At 34.1% G+C, this 19,779-nt stretch carries 15 protein-coding genes; 13 read left to right on the forward strand and 2 right to left on the reverse strand.

Going from position 1 to position 19,779, the window contains the following annotated elements; translation table 11 throughout:
• The first annotated feature begins 109 nt into the window (after positions 1–109).
• Together OLM54_RS09520 and OLM54_RS09525 are read left to right on the forward strand one after the other, a co-directional pair.
• The gene (locus OLM54_RS09520) at positions 110–1,054 is read left to right on the forward strand and encodes a LysR family transcriptional regulator (protein WP_264538345.1); all 945 of its coding nucleotides are present in this window, start codon (positions 110–112) and stop codon (positions 1,052–1,054) included.
• 216 nt (positions 1,055–1,270) lie between these two features.
• Positions 1,271–2,545 (forward strand): DUF2130 domain-containing protein, encoded by a 1,275-nt coding sequence (locus OLM54_RS09525; protein WP_264538346.1) that lies wholly within the window; start codon positions 1,271–1,273, stop codon positions 2,543–2,545.
• 181 nt (positions 2,546–2,726) lie between these two features.
• Here the strand turns inward: OLM54_RS09525 and OLM54_RS09530 are convergent, their stop codons facing one another.
• On the reverse strand, positions 2,727–3,158 hold the full coding sequence (locus OLM54_RS09530) for an META domain-containing protein (protein ID WP_264538347.1): 432 nt from the start codon (positions 3,156–3,158) through the stop codon (positions 2,727–2,729).
• Between the two features lie 102 nt (positions 3,159–3,260).
• Entirely contained in the window at positions 3,261–4,037 is a 777-nt protein-coding gene (locus OLM54_RS09535; protein ID WP_264538348.1) for an META domain-containing protein, read from the reverse strand.
• Positions 4,038–4,301: 264 nt separating this feature from the next.
• Here OLM54_RS09535 and nirB point away from each other — a divergent pair, with 264 nt between their 5' ends.
• The 11 genes from nirB (at position 4,302) to OLM54_RS09590 (ending at position 19,687) form a co-directional block, all read left to right on the forward strand.
• Positions 4,302–6,815 (forward strand): nitrite reductase large subunit NirB, encoded by a 2,514-nt coding sequence (gene nirB / locus OLM54_RS09540; protein WP_264538349.1) that lies wholly within the window; start codon positions 4,302–4,304, stop codon positions 6,813–6,815.
• A 116-nt stretch (positions 6,816–6,931) separates the two neighbouring features.
• On the forward strand, positions 6,932–7,309 hold the full coding sequence (gene nirD, locus OLM54_RS09545) for a nitrite reductase small subunit NirD (RefSeq protein WP_264538350.1): 378 nt from the start codon (positions 6,932–6,934) through the stop codon (positions 7,307–7,309).
• Between the two features lie 207 nt (positions 7,310–7,516).
• Entirely contained in the window at positions 7,517–8,101 is a 585-nt protein-coding gene (locus OLM54_RS09550) for a DUF4202 domain-containing protein (RefSeq protein WP_264538351.1), read from the forward strand.
• 11 nt (positions 8,102–8,112) lie between these two features.
• Positions 8,113–9,918 carry an ATP-binding protein gene (locus tag OLM54_RS09555; protein ID WP_264538352.1) on the forward strand — a complete coding sequence of 602 codons (1,806 nt, stop codon included), beginning with the start codon at positions 8,113–8,115 and terminating at the stop codon, positions 9,916–9,918.
• 403 nt (positions 9,919–10,321) lie between these two features.
• Positions 10,322–10,981: a response regulator transcription factor gene (locus tag OLM54_RS09560; protein ID WP_264538353.1), complete on the forward strand. Its 660-nt coding sequence runs from the start codon at positions 10,322–10,324 to the stop codon at positions 10,979–10,981.
• Positions 10,982–11,146: 165 nt separating this feature from the next.
• The gene (locus tag OLM54_RS09565; protein WP_264538354.1) at positions 11,147–12,625 is read left to right on the forward strand and encodes an MFS transporter; all 1,479 of its coding nucleotides are present in this window, start codon (positions 11,147–11,149) and stop codon (positions 12,623–12,625) included.
• A gap of 101 nt (positions 12,626–12,726) precedes the next feature.
• Positions 12,727–13,995, forward strand: a complete 1,269-nt coding sequence (locus tag OLM54_RS09570) for an alginate export family protein (RefSeq protein ID WP_264538355.1) — start codon at positions 12,727–12,729, stop codon at positions 13,993–13,995.
• A gap of 137 nt (positions 13,996–14,132) precedes the next feature.
• On the forward strand, positions 14,133–14,498 hold the full coding sequence (locus tag OLM54_RS09575; protein ID WP_264538356.1) for a hypothetical protein: 366 nt from the start codon (positions 14,133–14,135) through the stop codon (positions 14,496–14,498).
• Positions 14,499–14,550: 52 nt separating this feature from the next.
• On the forward strand, positions 14,551–15,264 hold the full coding sequence (locus OLM54_RS09580; protein ID WP_264538357.1) for an endonuclease/exonuclease/phosphatase family protein: 714 nt from the start codon (positions 14,551–14,553) through the stop codon (positions 15,262–15,264).
• 3 nt (positions 15,265–15,267) lie between these two features.
• The gene (locus tag OLM54_RS09585) at positions 15,268–15,891 is read left to right on the forward strand and encodes a class I SAM-dependent methyltransferase (RefSeq protein WP_264538358.1); all 624 of its coding nucleotides are present in this window, start codon (positions 15,268–15,270) and stop codon (positions 15,889–15,891) included.
• Positions 15,892–16,168: 277 nt separating this feature from the next.
• Positions 16,169–19,687 (forward strand): nitrate reductase, encoded by a 3,519-nt coding sequence (locus OLM54_RS09590; RefSeq protein WP_264538359.1) that lies wholly within the window; start codon positions 16,169–16,171, stop codon positions 19,685–19,687.
• Positions 19,688–19,779 lie beyond the last annotated feature (92 nt).

The following is a 19,779-nucleotide window of genomic DNA, read 5'->3' on the forward strand; positions in this document are numbered from 1 at the left end:
CTATAATCTAAATAAAAAATCTGCGATTATCTGCTTAAATCCATTGAATCTGCGTGAAACAATTTTTTTCAAAAGTATCATTTTGATATATACTTCAAAAATACTTATTTTGTCAATTATTAATACTTTACAGGTATTTATGGAATTACGTCATCTTAAATATTTTTTGGCTGTCGCCGAAGAATTAAACTTTACCAAAGCCGCTGAAAAACTATGTATTTCGCAACCGCCTTTGAGCCGCCAGATTATAGAATTAGAAGAAGAAATCCAGGCGCGTTTATTCATTAGAAATAATAAAAAAGTCGAATTAACCGAGGCGGGAAAATATTTCGAAAAAGAAGTAACAGTACTTTTTCAAAATCTGGAACGTATTTCGATCAAAACAAAAAAAATAGCCCAAAATGTTTCCGGTGAATTTAGAATCGCTTATATCAGTTCAATATATTCGGCTGTAATTTCCGATTTAATAAAACATTTAAAAGAGCAATTTCCATACGTAAATTTCAAACTATTTGAAGTCTCAACAACAAAACAAATTTTAGCTTTAGAACAAGGAAAAATCGAATTAGGAATTATTCGGTCGCCAATAAAATCACCTAAAATAAAATCGCAATTATGGTTTAGGGATGGCTTTTCAGTCGTTTACAACAAGAGTTCAATTCAAATTAATTCAGAAGAAGAAATTCCGAAACTGAAAGACGAAACTTTTGTGTTTTTCAATAAAGATTACGCGCCACATTATCATGAAGTTTTATTGGAACTTTGTGCCTTTTATGGCTTTACGCCAAAGATAATTCACGAATCTAACAACATTAATTCGATTGTACAATTGGTTAAAAATGGATTGGGAATTTCGATTGTTCCATCTAATATTGCAAAAAATAATCAGGATTCTCAAATTGGTTTTATTGAATTAAAGAAAGTCAATTTATACACTGATGTTTCATTAATCACCTCAAAAGAAGACGATTCTGAAATCACAAAATCGGCGGTTGCTTTTTTGTTAAGTCGCCAATCTTTGTCGAATTTCGAGTGTGATTTCTCGTTCCTCTAAATGACAAAAAAAATTCCGTAAAAAAGGAAATCCGTAAAATTTAAAAACTGCTAGTTTCTAAATTGTACACTTTAAAAAAAACAAACACAAAAAAATTAGAGAAAATTTGTGCAATTCGTGGCAAAAAAGTTACAATTTATCACACCTAAATCTCTTGAAAAGAAGGAACTTTTAAATACCTTAGCAAATTATAATTCTACTCAAAAATCAATAAAAATGGCAGAGCAATCTTCAATTCAGTGTCCAAATTGCGGAACTAATATCGATGTAAACGACATACTGAAACATCAGTTAGAAGATAGTATTCGTAAAGAATTTCAACAAAAAGCCAATGCCCAAAGCAAAGAACTTGAACTTAAAAACGAGCAATTTGAAAAAGCAAAAGCTGAATTTGAAGCCAAAAAGAAACAGGAAAATGAACTTTTTGCTGAACGTTTAGAGCGCGAAAAAAAGACAGCTGAGAAAGAAATTACCGAAAAAATAAAAACTAAACTCGACGAAGAAAATAAAGACCGTTTGCTTTTGATGGAAAAAGAGCTTTCAGAAAAATCAGAGAAACTTCGTGAATTAAATAAAATGACGGGCGAAATTGCAAAACTTCAACGCGAAAAACTCGAAATGAAGGAAGCAATAGAAGCCGAAGCTCAAAAACAATTGAATGCAACTTTGGTTTTAGAACGTGATAAAATCCGCAAACAGGAAGAAGAAAAAAACGAACTAAAAATTAAAGAGTATCAAAAACAATCTGACGATCAAAAAAAGCTGATTGAAGAAATGAAACGCAAGCAGGAACAAGGTTCTATGCAATTGCAAGGTGAAGTAATGGAATTGGCAATCGAAGAATGGCTTGCCAATAATTTTCCGCTTGACAGTATTGATGAAGTTAAAAAAGGCGCAAATGGTGCCGATTGTCTTCAAATTGTAAACACGCGCGAGCTTCAAAATTGTGGTTCTATTTATTACGAAAGTAAACGTACAAAAGCGTTTCAGCCTTCGTGGATCGAGAAATTTAAAAATGATATTAGAACCAAAAGAGCCAATATTGGTGTTTTGGTAACAGAAGTTATGCCGGCCGGAATGGACCGAATGGGAATGCGTGACGGAATATGGATTTGTACGTATGAAGAATTTAAAGGTTTAAGTGCTGTTTTACGTCAGTCGCTAATTCAGGTTAGTCAGGCAGTTCAGGCACAGGAAAACAAAGGCGATAAAATGTCGATGTTATATGATTTTTTAACGAGTAATGAATTTCGCTTGCAAATTGAAGGAATTGTTGAAGGTTTCACACAAATGCAAGGCGATCTTGAAGCCGAAAAAAGAGCGATGCAAAGAATCTGGAAACAGCGCGAAAAGCAAATCGAAAAAGTAGTTCATAATACTTTAGGAATGTACGGTTCTATTCGCGGTATTGCCGGAAATGCCGTTCAGACCGTTAAGGCTTTAGAATTGGATTTTATTGAAGATGAAGAAGATCCTAAGGAATTGGAATAACAATGTGAGATGGCACGCGGATTAAACGGATTCGCTAATGCGAAAACACTGATGTGCGCAGATTTTTTCTTATAATGATTGAACACCATATTTGTCATTGCGAGGAACGAAGTAATCTCACTAACAATAATCACCTATCGATTTAGCAAATAAGATTACTTCGTTCTTCTCAACGACAAGATTATCCTTTTTTGAAAGACATAGTCAATCCAAACTGATTTGAAAGGAATAATTTATTATTGTCTATAGAATAACCTGAATTTGTTCTTAACAATTGTAAAAATTCACCTTCTTGCTTTGCATCACATTTTTTAGTTTCTGTAGTAAGATTTAAAAACTGAACCTGTTTCTCTCCTTTTGACGACAAATTGCCTTTAATAGCATTACATCCTGTAGAACCTGAAAAAGTAGAAGAAGTCATTACGATTTTTGGAAGAACTGAAAAATCCTTTTCTGTAACAACTTTTCCGTTTAAGTTTTCTAAAACCCAGGTTTGCTGTAATTTCTTTTCAATTGCATTTTCGTTAGTCGAAGCCGTTGATTTTGAGTCTTTTGCAGATTTGCAGCTGTAAGCCAGTGAAACTGCAATAAATAGTATTAAAATCCTTTTCATGTAAAATATTTTTTATAAGTTTTATTTTACAAAAATATCCTGCATTTGAAGTATCTAAGAATACCATAAAGGTATTTTTAAAGCATATTAAGACATTTTAAATCAATCTACTTTCTTAAAAATAAGAATTTTTCCGGACGGATTTGAAAGCGTTAATCTATTATCGCCTATCGAATACGTTGTTGTGCTTTGAAGCGCTTTTGTAAATTCTCCTTCTTTATTTCCCGGCGGGCAAGCCATTAATGTCGAAATGACTTTTGAAAATCGTAGTAAATCTTTTTCATAAAATATAGTACCGCTGATAGCATTACAGCCTCCATAACCCATAAATTTATTCTCGGCAGAATTGATTTCTATTCTCGGTAATTCTCTTTGAAAATCGGTTACAAAAACTTTAAAACCATTTAATTCTTCCAAAACCCAAATATCATGCAAACGATAATCTGTATTATATTTTCCGCAGCCGCTTAATTTTTTAGCTTCTAGTTCTGAGTTATTTTTAATTTCAACAGAAACCTTGTAGGGAGAAATTGCGCCGGACATTGAATTCTGACATTCTAATTGCTGAATCGTAATTGCAGCTGTCGAAGTTTCATTACTCACTTTGTACATTTTTACATTGGCATCCATTGCTTTAACAGCTTCAACTGATGGAAAAACAAGCTTTTCTTTTCCGGGAATTAAAGATGTAAAAACGATATTTTCACTTCCCATTTTTAATCCCCAAAAAGGCTCGTTTCCGGTTGATGTAAAAAAATATTTCATCTCATCTTCCTGAGTTCCATATTCAGAAGTTGTTTGTGTATCAGAAGTTTTGCCCGTTGTAGATTTACAGCCTGTAAGTAAAAGTAAAAGCAATATTGAAACTATATTTTTCATAACGATTTTATTAATATTTATTTATCTCAAAATACAAGTAAAATTCTTATGAATTTACGACAATTTTTTGAAACTATTATTTAGAATGCTTTCAAATTTTAAATAATTTCCAATAGAATATACTTTCGAAATGCCCACTACATAAAAGATCACGACTAAATACGTATGCAAAAATCATTTTTTCTAACAAAAAATAAAAATACTTACGTAATTTAATAAGTATAAATACTTATATTTGCGTAGTAATACTTAATTAGAGAAATCATGATAAGAGTAATTGTAGTTGGAAACGGCATGGTGGGTTATAAATTTTGCGAAAAATTCATTGCAAAATCAGGACAGGAAAAGTATCAGATTACCGTTTTTGGTGAAGAACCAAGGCGAGCTTACGACAGGGTTCATTTAAGTGAATACTTTGGAGGCAAAACCGCAGACGATTTATCGCTTTCAAGCAGCGAATGGTATGCAGAAAACAATATTACTCTCAATACTTCTGAATTAATTACAGATATTAATCGATCTGAAAAAACAATACATACACATTTAGAAAAAACACATACGTATGATTACTTAGTTCTTGCAACGGGATCTTCTGCATTTGTTCCGCCAATTGATGGCGTTGAAAAAGAAGGTGTTTTTGTATACAGAACTATCGAAGATCTTGACGCTATTATGGCTTACGCCAAAAAAATAAAACAAAAAGGCGCTACCGAAGCCGCTGTTTTAGGCGGTGGTTTGCTAGGTCTTGAAGCTGCAAAAGCAGTTCGCGATCTAGGATTGAATCCGCATGTGGTAGAATTTGCCCCGCGTTTGATGCCGAGACAATTAGACAAAGGCGCCAGCGATATGCTTCAATCTAAAATCGAGGAATTAAATATTGGAATTCATCTTAACAAGGCCACACAATATATTGACGGAAAGGAATGTATAACGGGAATGATGTTTGCCGATGATGAGTTGTTAAAAGTTGACATGTTGGTTATTTCTGCCGGAATAAAACCTCGTGACGAATTAGCGCGAGTTTCAGGACTTGAAGTGGGTTTACGAGGCGGTGTTGTGGTAAACAATCAAATGCAAACATCAGATCCTTCAATTTTTGCAATTGGTGAAGTGGCTTTATACAATCAGAATATTTACGGACTTGTTGCTCCGGGTTACGAAATGGCTGATGTTGCTGCCGAGCAAATCTTAAATGGCTCTAAAACCATGCGGGAAACCATCGATATGTCGACACAATTAAAATTAATTGGCGTTGAAGTCGCAAGTTTTGGTGATCCTTTTGTCGAAAATGAAAATGTAACGGCGATTATCTACGAAAATAAATTAAGCGGAATTTACAAAAGAATCAACGTTACCAAAGATTCTAAAACGTTATTAGGCGGAATTTTGGTAGGAGATTCGAGCGATTATAATTCTCTTTTTCAGATTTTTAGCAATGCAATGGCTTTGCCTAAAAATCCCGAAGATTTAATTTTAGGCTCCAGAGACGGTTCTGAAAGTTCAGGTTTAGGCAGCGTTCTCGATTTACCGGATACAGCCATAATTTGTTCTTGCGAAAATGTTACAAAAGGCGCAATCTGCTGTTCTATATTAGATGAAACCTGCTCAAATTTTTCAGATGTTGTAAAACACACGAAAGCAACTTCTGGCTGTGGAGGCTGTAAACCAATGGTTTCTGATTTGGTAAAAGCCACTCAAAAATCGCTTGGAAAAGAAGTTAAAGATGTTATTTGCGAGCATTTTAGTTATACACGTCAGGAATTATTCGATTTGGTAAAAATCAATAAACACGAGAATTTCTACGAAGTTATCGATCATCATGGCAAGGGCGATGGCTGCGAAGTTTGCAAACCTGTTGTAGCTTCTATATTCTCCAGTATTTACAATGATACTGCAAATAAACACGTTACAACGCAAGATACAAACGATAGATTTTTGGCTAATATTCAACGTAACGGAACTTATTCTGTAGTTCCAAGAGTTGCCGGAGGAGAAATTACTGCCGAGAAATTAATCGTGATTGGAGAAGTTGCCAAACAATTTGATTTATACACCAAAATTACCGGAGCGCAACGTGTTGATTTATTTGGCGCTCATTTAAGTGATTTGCCTAAAATTTGGAGAATCTTAATTGATAATGGTTTTGAAAGTGGTCACGCGTACGGAAAATCGCTTCGGGCTGTAAAAAGCTGTGTTGGAAATGCGTGGTGCCGTTACGGAATGGACGATAGCGCCGGATTTGCAATAGAACTTGAAAACAGATATAAAGGAATTCGTTCTCCGCATAAATTAAAAGGCGGTGTTTCGGCTTGTATTCGTGAGTGTGCCGAAGCTCGCGGAAAAGATTTTGGATTAATTGCGGTTGAAGGCGGTTGGAATTTATACATCGCAGGAAACGGTGGAGCAAACCCAAAACACGCGGTTTTACTGGCCGAAAAAATAGACAAAGAAACGGTTATCAAATATCTGGATCGCTTTTTAATGTATTACATCCGCACGGCTGGACCGCTGATTAGAACGGCAACCTGGTTAGAAAAACTAGACGGCGGTTTAGATTATTTGAAAGAAGTAATTATAGAAGACAGCTTAGGGATTTGCGAAACTTTAGAAGCTGAAATGCAGACTTTGGTAAACACTTTTGAATGTGAATGGAAACAAGTTCTTGAAAAACCAAGATTATTAAAACGTTTCAGTCACTTTGTAAACTCTGATGAAAAGGATGATAATGTTGTTTTTGTTCCGTTACGAGATCAAAAAGCACCAAAAGCCTGGTCTTAAATAATTTAAACGTGGAATTTTAAGAGCTAATTTATTTTGCCACAGATTAAAGGATTAAAAAGATTAATCATTATAATCTGTGAAATCTGTGGCAAAAAAAAAAATAAAAAAATAAAATGGAAGAAATTTTAAATCAATACGCAACAGTGCATCCAAGCGAAGCAAAAATCTGGTTTAAAGCTGGAAAAACAGAAGATTTTCCAACCAATCGTGGTGGCTGCATCAAATACAAAAATAAACAAATTGCCATTTTCAATTTTGCGCGTCGTAACGAATGGTACGCGTGTCAAAACGCATGTCCGCATAAAATGGAAATGGTTTTGGCGCGGGGAATGACAGGATCTGCGGATGATATTCCGAAAATTGCGTGTCCGATGCATAAAAAAACATTCTCATTGGTGGATGGTTCTAACTTAAACGGCGATGATTTTAAAATAGCAATTTACCCCATAAAAGTAATTGAAGACGAAGTGTTTGTTGGTTTTATAGACTGACTATACCAATTGAAAATAATTTAAACACATAGAAACATAGCCTATAGATATGAATAAAGGCATTTCACTTGCATTAACAAACATAGCTATGTGCATTTAAACAAGTGAAACGTCTTTAACCGCAAAACAAAACTATGTCACTATGTGTTTAAAAAATACACGCAACGAGTAAATTCAGTATCTTTGAAATCTATCTATTACCAAAAAATGAACACACCTTTTCAAAAAGCAAGTGAATGGATTGATGCTGAAAACGCTCAGGATCCGAATATCGAAACCGATCAAAATATCGAATATCCGAAGGAATTATTTTACTCGAACAGAATGTATGAAAGATTGATGCAATTTGAGCCGGAAGCTTCAGAAGAAATACAAATTGCTTCAAAAGCACAGCACATTTGCCGATGGAAAGTAGCGCGCGAATCTTATCCAATGGATCGTGTGGGTTATTTGAGATGGAGAGAAGAACTCAAAAAATTTCATGCTGCAACCACTGCCGAAATCTTAGTAAAAGCAGGATATAATCAAGAGTTTATAGATCGTGTTTCGTTTTTAATCGAAAAAAAACTGCTTAAAAAAGATGCCGAAACGCAATTACTCGAAGATGTTATTTGTCTGGTTTTTTTAGAATATTATTTAGATCCTTTCGTACACAAACATGACGAGGAAAAACTAAAAAATATCATCAAAAAAACATGGGATAAAATGTCGGACAAAGGGCATGATGAAGCCTTAAAAATCAACTATTCTGAAGAAAATTTAAACTTAATAAAAGCTTCTTTAGGATTGTAATCTGATTTTTTATGATAAAAAAAAGCAATCAGGAAGCTGCGGATAAAATCACTTTCAAAAATTTACGCCGATTGTATTTTTTTGCACTTTTGACTATTGCTGTAACCATCATTTTAAGTCAGTTATTAGTTCAGTATAATTTAAAACAACAATTAAGCGATTCTAAAATCATCAATATTTCGGGCAAGCAAAGAATGCTGAGCCAGAAAATTGTGAAAGAAGTTTTGATTTTATATTATGTTTCTGATACTGTATCTCAAAAACAAATTTCGCATTTAAAAGATGTTTTATCCCTTTGGAAAACAACTCAGAATTCATTGGAAAATGGAAGTGAAAACTTAGCTTTTCCAAAAGAAAAAAGTGAGACACTCTCTCAGTTATATACGGAAATCAAACCAAGTTTCAACAATATTGAAGACGCTGCAAATTCGTTTCTGCTGAATTTAGAACAAAAAAACAACTCCAATAATCAAACATTGGTACAAAATATTCTAAAAAATGAAGGTGTTTTTCTTTCGAAAATGAATCAGATCGTGACGCAATATGATCTTGAAGCGCATGAAAAAGTAACGGAACAACGCAAAATAGAATATTGGATTTTTGCCTTCACGCTGTTTGTTTTGCTTTTGGAGTTTTTCTTTATTTTTAAACCTACCAATAAAAAAATCGAGAAACTTATCGCGACGCTTTTATCTTCAGAAAAAAGAGCTTTAAAACTCGCTTATGACACTGAAATTATTAGTGAGATTAAGGAAAACTCGGTAAAAGAATTAAAATCGCTTAATTATGCCATGGAAAATACGCTGCTTTATTGTCGTATTGCTCCTGATGGTTCGATTATTCATATTGGAGAAAAATTTGCCAAACTTTTAAACTACACCAACTTTTCATCCAACAAAAAATTCTCAGAAGTTTTAACGACAGACGAAAAAGAACAAATCAATTTTGATCGTATTATTTTCGAAAAGCACAGAAGTGGCTGGCAAGGCGAAATTAAAATCATTAATAAGGAAGCGCAAACTATCTGGCTCGATTTATCGATGGTTCCGGTAACAATTAAAAAAGATGAACTGGAGCTTTTAATCGTTTGTTTTAATATCACCGAACGTAAAAAAGCACAGCGCGAAGTAGAACGTTTGAATATTGAAAACAGCACGGAAAAAATCAATCAGCAAAAAATTATTTCGAGTAAAATTGTTGAAAATCAGGAAAATGAACAAAACCGAATTGCCAAAGAAATTCACGACGGAATCGGTCAAATGCTTACGGGTTTAAAATTTAGTCTTGAAAGTATCAATCTGGACGATAAAGAAAAGTCTACACAAAAAATTGAATATCTTAAAAAATTATCGCTCGATATTATCAAAGGCGTTCGTACGGCAACCTTCAACTTAATGCCGCCGGAATTAAGCGATCACGGTATTGTTTCTTCGCTTGCAAAACTAACACAGGAACTTTCTAAACTTACCGGAAAAGAAATTCTGTTTTATAATAAAACCGGTTTCGATCAACGTTTAGATTCTTTAATCGAAATTAATATTTACCGCATTACGCAGGAAGCGATTAATAATGCCATAAAATATGCCGATTCATCACATATTATTGTACAGCTTTCGCATAGTGAAACGTTGTTAAGCATTATTATTGATGATAACGGAAAAGGATTTGATGTAAATGCTGTTGATAAAAAACGCAACAGCGAATCCGGAATGGGACTGTTATTTATGAAAGAAAGAATTCAATACATTAACGGACGCATTTTTATTAAATCGATTCCAGGCGAAGGAACGAGGATTACTTTTAATATTCCTATTTGAGAATTAGAGAATTTGTCAATTAGATAATTAGGAAATTAGATAATTAGACAATTAAGATACCAATCTTTGTCTTTTCCGGACTAACACTTACGCCAAACCCGACAGGTTTTTAAAACCTGTCGGGTTTACAAAATCTACAATCTTTGTCGAGCTGCAAGTGTGATCTCTCCTCCGTCGAGATGACAAAAAAACACAAAATTTTTGCTCAAAAAGAAACTAAACAAAAGTCTACAACAAATTATCCAATTGTCTAACTGACAAATTATCTAATTATCTAATTGACAAATTATCTAATTATCTAATTTCCTAATTGACAAATTTTCTAATTATAAAAATTACGTATCTTAGCATTATCTTTATAGATGAATATACGTAAAAATTTAGAATTAAAATTAAGTAAAACATGAGTAATATTATTCGGGTTGTTCTGGCAGATGATCATGTATTTGTGAGAGATGGAATAAAATCTTTATTGGAAAACGAAGCAAACATTGAGGTTGCAGGCGAAGCAGTTGATGGCGCAGATGCTCTTGAGGTTATCGCAGCCACTAAACCTGATTTACTTATTGCTGATATTAGAATGCCAAACTTAACCGGTATTGAACTGGTAGAAAAACTTAGAAGCGAAAATAATAACATAAAAATTATTATGCTTTCTATGCACGAATCTGAAGAATATGTACTAAAATCTATCAAGGCAGGAGCCGACGGTTATTTACTAAAAGGATCCAGCAAAGAAGAATTCCTGAAAGCATTGCATACAGTTGCTGCAGGCGGAAAATATTTTAGTGGCGATATCTCATCCATTTTAATTAGTCAGTTAACAAATTCCTCTTCTTCATTAGAATCTAAGCATAATTTAGGCGAAGGAATGGTAATTACGAAAAGAGAAAAAGAAATTTTAACCCTTTTATTATCCGGAAAAGGAAACAAAGAAATCGCTGAAGCATTGGAAATTAGTAAAAGAACCGCCGAAGTGCATCGTTTTAACCTGATGAAAAAGCTAAAAGTGAAGAACTTAATGGAACTTTCGAATAAAGCCGCTGAATATTCGCTTTTATAAATCTACTTAAAAGATAAAATTCGACTTTAAAAAATAGCATTTTAATAAAATAGAGAATCAATTTTGTGATGTTGGCAAATCTACTTATTGAACTTAAAATACTTAATTAAAAATACGTATTAATACTTATATGTACTTAAATTTGAAAAAACAAATCTAAGTACTATGAAAAATACAAACTCTTTATCACAATCACACAAGATTTTATTTTTGAATACTTTAGCATTCACCGTATGTTTTGCTTGTTGGACATTAAACGGTGTATTGGTTACTTTTTTGGTTGACAATGACATTTTCAATTGGAGCGTTGTACAAGTGGGCTGGTTACTCGGCATTCCTATTTTAACCGGCTCAATTATGCGTTTGCCAATTGGTATTCTTACCGATAAATTTGGCGGGAAATATGTTTTTTCGCTTTTGCTCCTGCTCTGTTCGATTCCTTTATTTTTATTGCCTTATGCCGATAGTTTTATAATGTTTGCATTGTTAAGCTTTTTGTTTGGAATGGTGGGAACGAGTTTTGCTGTAGGAATTGGCTATACTTCTATTTGGTACCCTAAAGAATGGCAGGGACGCGCTTTGGGAATTTTTGGAATGGGAAATGCCGGAGCAGCGATCACTACATTTTTAGCGCCTTCATTACTTAATTATTTTTCGATTGATGATCCTCAAAACGGCTGGAAAATACTTCCTGTTATTTATGCTGTTGCATTAATTATTATTGGTTTTGCCTTTTTAATCTTCGCTAAAAATAAAAAAATAGAGAACGATACCAGAACAGTTTCTCAAATGCTTCAATCCTTAAAATGTGCCAGAGTTTGGCGTTTTGGAGCGTACTATTTTTTGGTTTTCGGCTGTTTTGTTGCTTATTCGCAATGGCTTTTACCCAATTTTATGAATGTTTATCAAACCAGTTTGGTTATGGGAGGCTTATTTGCCACACTTTTTAGCTTGCCTTCAGGCGTTATCAGAGCTTTTGGTGGTTATTTGTCAGATAAATTCGGAGCTCGAAAAGTGATGTATTGGGTTTTAAGTTCTTCTGTTATTTTGAGTGCCTTATTAATGATTCCAAAAATGGAAATCACTACAACCGGACCCGGAATTTTAGCCTCTAAAAAAGGAAATATAACGGCTGTATCTGACAAAAATATTAAAATTGGAGAAACTGATTTTCCTATTGCTCAAAAAAAGGCAAATGAATCTGAAAATGCTATTTTTCCAACCAGAACATCGTGGCAGCAAGTGGTTGTTACAGAAAATCAATTGGTAAAGAAAAAAGAACTTTTAGCCAAAGGAATTACTGTGATTAAATTTGATGCTAATATGTGGGTTTTTCTAGTTCTGGTTATCCTAATAGGAATTTCGTGGGGAATTGGAAAAGCAGCCGTTTACAAACATATTCCGGAATATTTTCCAAAAGATGTAGGCGTTGTTGGCGGAATGGTGGGAATGATTGGTGGTTTGGGCGGTTTTTTTGGTCCAATTATCTTTAGTTATTTGCTTACTGCAACCGGAATTTGGTCCAGTTCGTGGATCTTTATTTTAGTGTTTTCGGCTATTTGTTTGATTTGGATGCATTATACAATAACAAAAATTATGAATGAGAAACAACCTGTTTTATCCAAAGTAATTGATAGGCAGTAATATAACTTAAAAAGATTAAAAAAGAATGAAATTGTATGATTTTTATCACAAGTTAAACCTTTTTAATAATTTAAATTTGCCTCATATTAAACAAACCAATTATGAAAAAAATCAAAATAATTGCTTTATTACTTTTGGGAGGAATCAGCCTTCATGTTGAAGCACAAGAACTAGATGTAAATTTACAAATCAGGCCGCGTTTCGAATACAGAAACGGATACAAAACACTTTTACCATACGGAAAGGAAGGTACTTCTCAAATATCGCAACGTTCCAGATTAAATTTTAATTACAAACAAGAAGATTTAACGGTAAAATTGACTTTACAAAATACCAGAACCTGGGGAGATGTAACTCCTACAGCAACAGCTGACAAAAATGGTGTTGCCGTTTTTGAAGCCTGGGCACAATATGATTTCACAAAAAAATGGAGCGCAAGAATGGGACGTCAGGTACTTTCATACGATAATCAACGTATTTTGGGAGAGCAAGACTGGGGCCAACAAGCACAAAGCCATGATGCATTAACAGTAAGTTTTCATCCAGAAAATCAACGTTTAGACTTGGGAGTTGCTTACAATTCAGATGCTGAAAATACTTTTCAGACTCCTTATACTGTAGCCAATTATAAAGCGATGCAATATGCGTGGTATCACACCACTTTTGATAAAATTGGAGCAAGTTTATTATTGCTGAATACCGGCTATGAATATGCTAATACCGATGCAAAATTATTAGTGGATTACAAGCAAACTTTTGGAACGTACTTAACCTATAAAACCGATAAGATTGATACTAATTTAAGCGCTTACGGACAAACCGGAAAAAGTACTAACCAACAAGTGAGTGCCTGGAATGCCGCAGCAAATTTTACATACTCTATAACTGATTCATTTAAAGCTGGTTTAGGTTATGAATTTTTATCAGGAAAAGATACAAATGACGGAAGTACAGTAATAAAATCATTCAACCCGTTATTCGGAACAAATCATGGATTTAATGGATATATGGATTATTTTTATGTAGGCGGCGGTCATTTAAACAATGTTGGTTTGCAGGATGCATTCTTAAAACTAAATTACAGCGTAAACAAATGGCAATTTGCTTTGATGCCTCACGTATTTTTAGCTGCTGCTGATGTAGTTACGCCTTTACCTCAAGGTGAAAAAATGAATTCTTATTTAGGAACTGAAATTGATGCTACTTTTGGATATAATTTCAAAAAAGATATTGTGGTTTCAGGAGGATATTCTCAAATGTTTGGTTCTGGAACGTTAGAATTTATAAAAGGTGGAGACGCTAGTCATACTAACAATTGGGCGTGGTTAATGATTTCTGTTAATCCAAGAATTTTTAGCTGGAAAAAATAGTTTTTCTTCAAAATTAACTGATATATTTTACCCTTTTCCTATTTCGGAAAAGGGTTCTTTTTTTTTGTCTAATCAGAGCGTTATTATATGTATAATTAGTTATATTTGAAACGATTATGAACCCCAAATTCTATCCGATGAAACAATTTTTAAAACTATCCATGTTAACCTTTATTGTAACTCAAACTGGTATTGCTCAAAAATTTAATGATGCTTTAATTTCAAAAAATTCAGAAATTAATTTTGCAAAAACTCAAAAAAGAGGAATTAAAAAAAACAATATTATCTATTATGTTGAAAATGACTTACAAACAATATCTGCCTACAAAAGAAGCAAATTGAAATGGCAAACAAATGTAATTTCTGTTTGCGGAAAACCAAAAGTTGGGGAACCTCAAATAAGATATGTAGGATATAATGCAAACAAACTGCTTATCGTTATCGGGAAACATAATTTTGCAGAAATTGACATAGATAGTGGCATAACAAAATTTGTTGGCTAAGATTAAAAATACATAGCGATATTTATTCTAAATTGCATATAAATTTCATTTGATGAAAATTATAGCTTGGAATTGTAATATGGCATTTAGAAAAAAGGCAGGATTAATTCTGGCTTACACGCCTGATATTGCAATAATTTCAGAATGTGAAAGTCCTGAAAAACTAAAATTTCCAAGCGAAACAAAATTGCCAACAGACATTCTTTGGTATGGCACAAATGTGCACAAAGGTCTTGGCGTTTTCTCCTATAGCGATTATCGATTTCAATTGCTTGATTGCCATAATCCAAGCTTCAAAAACATTTTGCCTATTGCTGTAACCGGCGGAAAGGTTGATTTTACTTTGTTCGCCGTTTGGGCAAATAATCCCGAAGACAAAGACGGACATTATGTAACGCAAGTTTGGAAAGCGATTAATTATTATGAAAATTTAATCTGCGAAAACAAAACCATTTTAATTGGCGATTTCAACAGCAACACGATTTGGGATAAACCACGACGAGAAGGAAATCACTCGACAGTGGTAACTGCATTAGAATCTAAAAAAATCTACAGTACCTATCATAAATACTTCAATCAAATTCAAGGCAAAGAACAACATCCTACTTTGTACCTGTATCGTCACGAAAACAAACCTTACCATCTTGATTATTGCTTTGCTTCAAATGATTTCATCGAAACTTTAGAAAGCGTTGAAGTTGGAAGTTATCACGATTGGACTTTACACAGTGATCATAAACCTTTAATAATCAATTTTAATATATAAAAAATGAACAACAACTGGACCGAAAGGTGGAACGACCGCTACAGCAATGAAGAATTTGCTTATGGGGAAGAACCCAACAATTATTTTAAGGAACAAATCGAAAAATTAAATCCCGGAACGATTCTTTTTCCTGCCGAAGGCGAAGGGAGAAATGCAGTTTTTGCTGCAAAATTAGGTTGGAAAGCAGCTGCTTTTGACATAAGTGAAGAAGGAAAAAACAAAGCCTTAAAACTTGCTGAAGCTAATAATGTACATATTGACTATCAGGTTGGAGAATTAGAATCTTTACATTATCACACAGAACAATTTGATGCGATTGCCTTAATTTATGCTCATTTTCCGGCAGCAATAAAATCGTCTCTTCACAAAACATTAGAAACGTATTTACACAAAGACGGAATTATTATTTTTGAAGCTTTCAGCAAAAAACATCTGAAATATCTTGCCCTAAACGATAAAGTTGGCGGACCAAAAGACATTGAATCTTTATTTTCGATTGAAGAAATTCAAGATGATTTTCCTAATTATGAAATCATTCAGTTAGAAGAAAAAGAAATTGAATTAAACGAAGGTTTATTCCATAACGGAAAAGGTTCTGTAATTCGATTTATCGGAAAGAAAAAATAAATTACACAATCATGTAGAGACGTATTACGATGCGTCTCTACGAACTGACTCTCTACAATATTCTCCCATTTTACCTTTTACAATTCTCATTTTATTTTTTACACAATTTTCCCATTTTACTTCTCACAATCCTCTTTTTACTTTTTTTCTAAAAACTCAAAATAAATTCAAAAAATACGTATTTATACGTAAAAATACTTATTTTTGTTTACACCAACATACGTGAATTATCTTAGACAAAGTAATTCATATTTTTAGTATTCAAAAACGAGTTATAATGCAAAATACCAAAATCAAAACTACCTGTTCGTATTGTGGCGTTGGCTGCGGAATCATCGTAACCAATGATGCAAAAAACGGTGTGATGGTAACGGGCGACAAAGATCATCCTGTCAACAAAGGAATGTTGTGCTCTAAAGGAATGAATTTGCATTATGTTGTCAACGATACTTCAGACCGAATTTTATATCCTGAAATGCGAGGCAGCAAATCCTATCCGCTGGAACGTGTAAGTTGGGATACTGCTCTTGATCGCGCTGCCGCCGTTTTTACTTCTATCATAAAAAAACACGGACCCGATAGTGTTGGTTTTTATATTTCGGGACAATGTTTAACCGAAGAATATTATCTCGTTAATAAACTCGTAAAAGGCTTTTTGAAAACCAATAATATCGATACCAACTCCAGACTTTGCATGAGTTCAGCCGTTGTGGGCTATAAAAAGACTTTTGGCGAAGATTCTGTTCCCATTGCGTATGATGATATTGAACTGGCAGATACTTTCCTGATTACAGGCGCAAATCCGGCTTGGTGTCATCCAATTTTATTTAGAAGAATCGAAAAACACAAAGAGAAAAATCCGAAAATAAAAATTATCGTTATTGACCCCAGACGAACTGATACGGCTGCTTTTGCCGATTTGCATTTGCAGATTCTTCCGGGATCTGATATTATTTTGTATCATGCTATCGCCAAACGCATTATCGAAAAAGGCTTTGTAGATCATGATTTTGTAAAAAATAATGCCGAAAATTTCAAACAATACAAAGACTTAGTTTTAAGTACTTCGCTTGAAAAAGCTTCAAAACTTTGCGGTATTTCGGTAAACGATATTAAACTTGCCGCAGATATTATCGGAAAAGCAAAAGGTTTTATTTCGCTTTGGGCAATGGGATTAAATCAAAGCGCTGTTGGCGTAGATAAAAATACGGCTTTACTGAATTTATCTTTATTAACGGGACAAATTGGAAAACCGGGTTCGGGACCGTTTTCGTTAACCGGACAACCCAATGCAATGGGCGGACGCGAAGTTGGCGGAATGGCGACTCTTTTAGCAGCGCATAAAGACATTGCAAATCCCGAACATCGAAAAGAAGTCGCTGATTTTTGGGGTGTTGATTCAATTTCTGATAAACCCGGTTTGACCGCAACAGAAATGTTTGAAGCTCTGGAGTCAGGAAAAATGAAAGCTGTCTGGATTATCTGTACCAACCCAATGGTGAGTCTGCCGGATTCCCGCCGAATCGAAAAAGCTTTGCAAAAAGCCAAATTTGTTGTCGTTCAGGATATTTCGCATAATGCAGATACAGCCAAATATGCCGATTTATTATTGCCCGCTGCCGGTTGGTTAGAAAAAGAAGGCACAATGACCAATTCTGAACGTCGTATTTCGTATTTACCAAAGGGAATTAACGCTCCCGGAGAAGCACTTCCGGATATTGAAATCCTGATTCGCTTTGCTAAAAAAATGAATTTCAATGGTTTTAATTTTAATAGTGCCGAAGAAATTTACAAGGAACATTGTGCGCTGACTAAAAACACCAACATTGATATTTCATTCTTAAATTATCACCGATTAAAAACCGAAGGCACTTTTCAATGGCCGGTTCCGGATTACAATCATCCGGGAACCCCTCGCCTATTTACTGATAAAAAATTCTATACGCCATCGCAAAAAGCCATTTTCAATTTACCCACTTTTATTGAAAATACATCAGAACAGCCAACGCCGCAATTTCCGTTTATTCTAACCACAGGACGTGTTCGCGATCAATGGCATACGATGACTAAAACCGGAAAAGTTTCGAGATTGATGACACACACACCAAGTCCGGTTCTGGAAATAAACCCGATTGATGCTTATAAAAATGATATTAAAAATGGCGACATTGTAATTGTTTCCAGTAAAAACGGAGAAGTTCGTGTAAAAGCAAAAGTAACCGATTCGATCAAAGAAAAAGTCGTTTTTCTGCCCATGCATTGGGGAAAACAACTCGATAATGATTTAAACAGAACGAATAATTTAACGAATACAGTTGTTGATCCTGTTTCAAAAGAACCTGATTTTAAATATACTACAGTTGCGATTTCAAAATATATAAAACCTTTTCAGAAAATTGTTATTGTTGGCGCGGGTGCAGCTTCGTTCCGATTTATTCAAAACTATCGTGAGTTTAATGTAACAGATGAAATTATTGTTTTTTCAAATGAAGTAAACCCATTTTACAATCGTGTTTTACTTCCGGAATATATGACTGGCGAATTTACGTGGGAACAATTATTAAAAGTAAAAGACGGTGAAGCTTTTAACAAGCTAAAAATCACCATGAAAACCGGTGTTGCAATTGAAAAAATAAATGCAAATGAAAAAACAGTTTTAGACAATCAGGGTAATTTGCACTTTTTCGATTCTTTGATTCTGGCAACCGGAAGCCGTCCGTTTGTGCCTGAAAATGCGCAGCTTCATTTGCCCGGCCGATTTACAGTGAGAAGAAAAGAAGATGCTGATCGCCTAAAAACTTATTTGGACAACACCAATTTACCTCCTGAAGAACAACATGTTGTAATTATTGGCGGTGGCTTATTAGGTTTAGAATTAGCCGCAGCTTTAAAACATAAAAAAGTAAAAATTACCATTATACAAAGAGCTTCACGTTTAATGGAGCGTCAATTAGACAGAATTTCAAGTAAACTATTGGCCGAAGAAGTCCAGCTTCGCGATATTCAGATTTATTTTGATAATGAAGTAAGTACCGTCTTTAAAACAGATAATGACAATGAAATTGAAATTGCATTAAAAAGTGGACGAATTATCATCGCAAATGCAATTGTTTATACTATTGGAACAATTCCGAATATTGAAATCGCCCGCGAAACAGGTCTTTCATGTGGTCGCGGTGTAAAGGTAAATCAGTATTTACAGTCATCAAATCCTAATATTTATGCGATTGGAGAAATAGCCGAATTCAACAATAAGCTATTCGGAATCACTTCTGCAGCAGAAGAACAAGCCGATATTCTCGCCAATTATCTTGCCGGCGATATCAGCAGTTATTATAAAGGTTCGATTTTAATGAATATTTTAAAACTGGAAGATATTAATTTATGCAGTATTGGTGATATTGAGATTCCGGAAAACGACGATTCTTATGAAGAAATTATTTTTGCCGATTTAAAAAAACGTTATTACAAAAAATGCATCGTAAAAGATGATTTGCTTGTTGGTGCCATTTTAATGGGTGATAAAAATGAGTTTGCCGAATTTAAAACGATGATCGAAAGCAAAATCGAATTATCAGACAAGCGAAATTTATTATTAAGAGGAAGCTCAAATGCAAAACCTGTTTTAGGAAAATTAGTGTGTTCCTGCAGTCAGGTTGGTGCCGGAAATATTGAAGAAACCATCAAAAGCGGTGTCAACAACTTCACAGATTTATGCAAAAATACCGGCGCCGGATTAGGCTGCGGAAGCTGCAAAACTGAGGTAAAAGAGATATTGGCGAAGTGTAAAGTTTAAAAAAAATGTTTCAGGTTTCAGGTTTCAGGTTTACTTTGTCGATAGACTTTATCCAGACAAAGTATTGTCATTTCGAGAGACGAGAAATCACA

Source organism: Flavobacterium sp. N1736, from assembly GCF_025947065.1.
In the GTDB taxonomy this organism is placed as follows: Bacteria; Bacteroidota; Bacteroidia; order Flavobacteriales; family Flavobacteriaceae; genus Flavobacterium.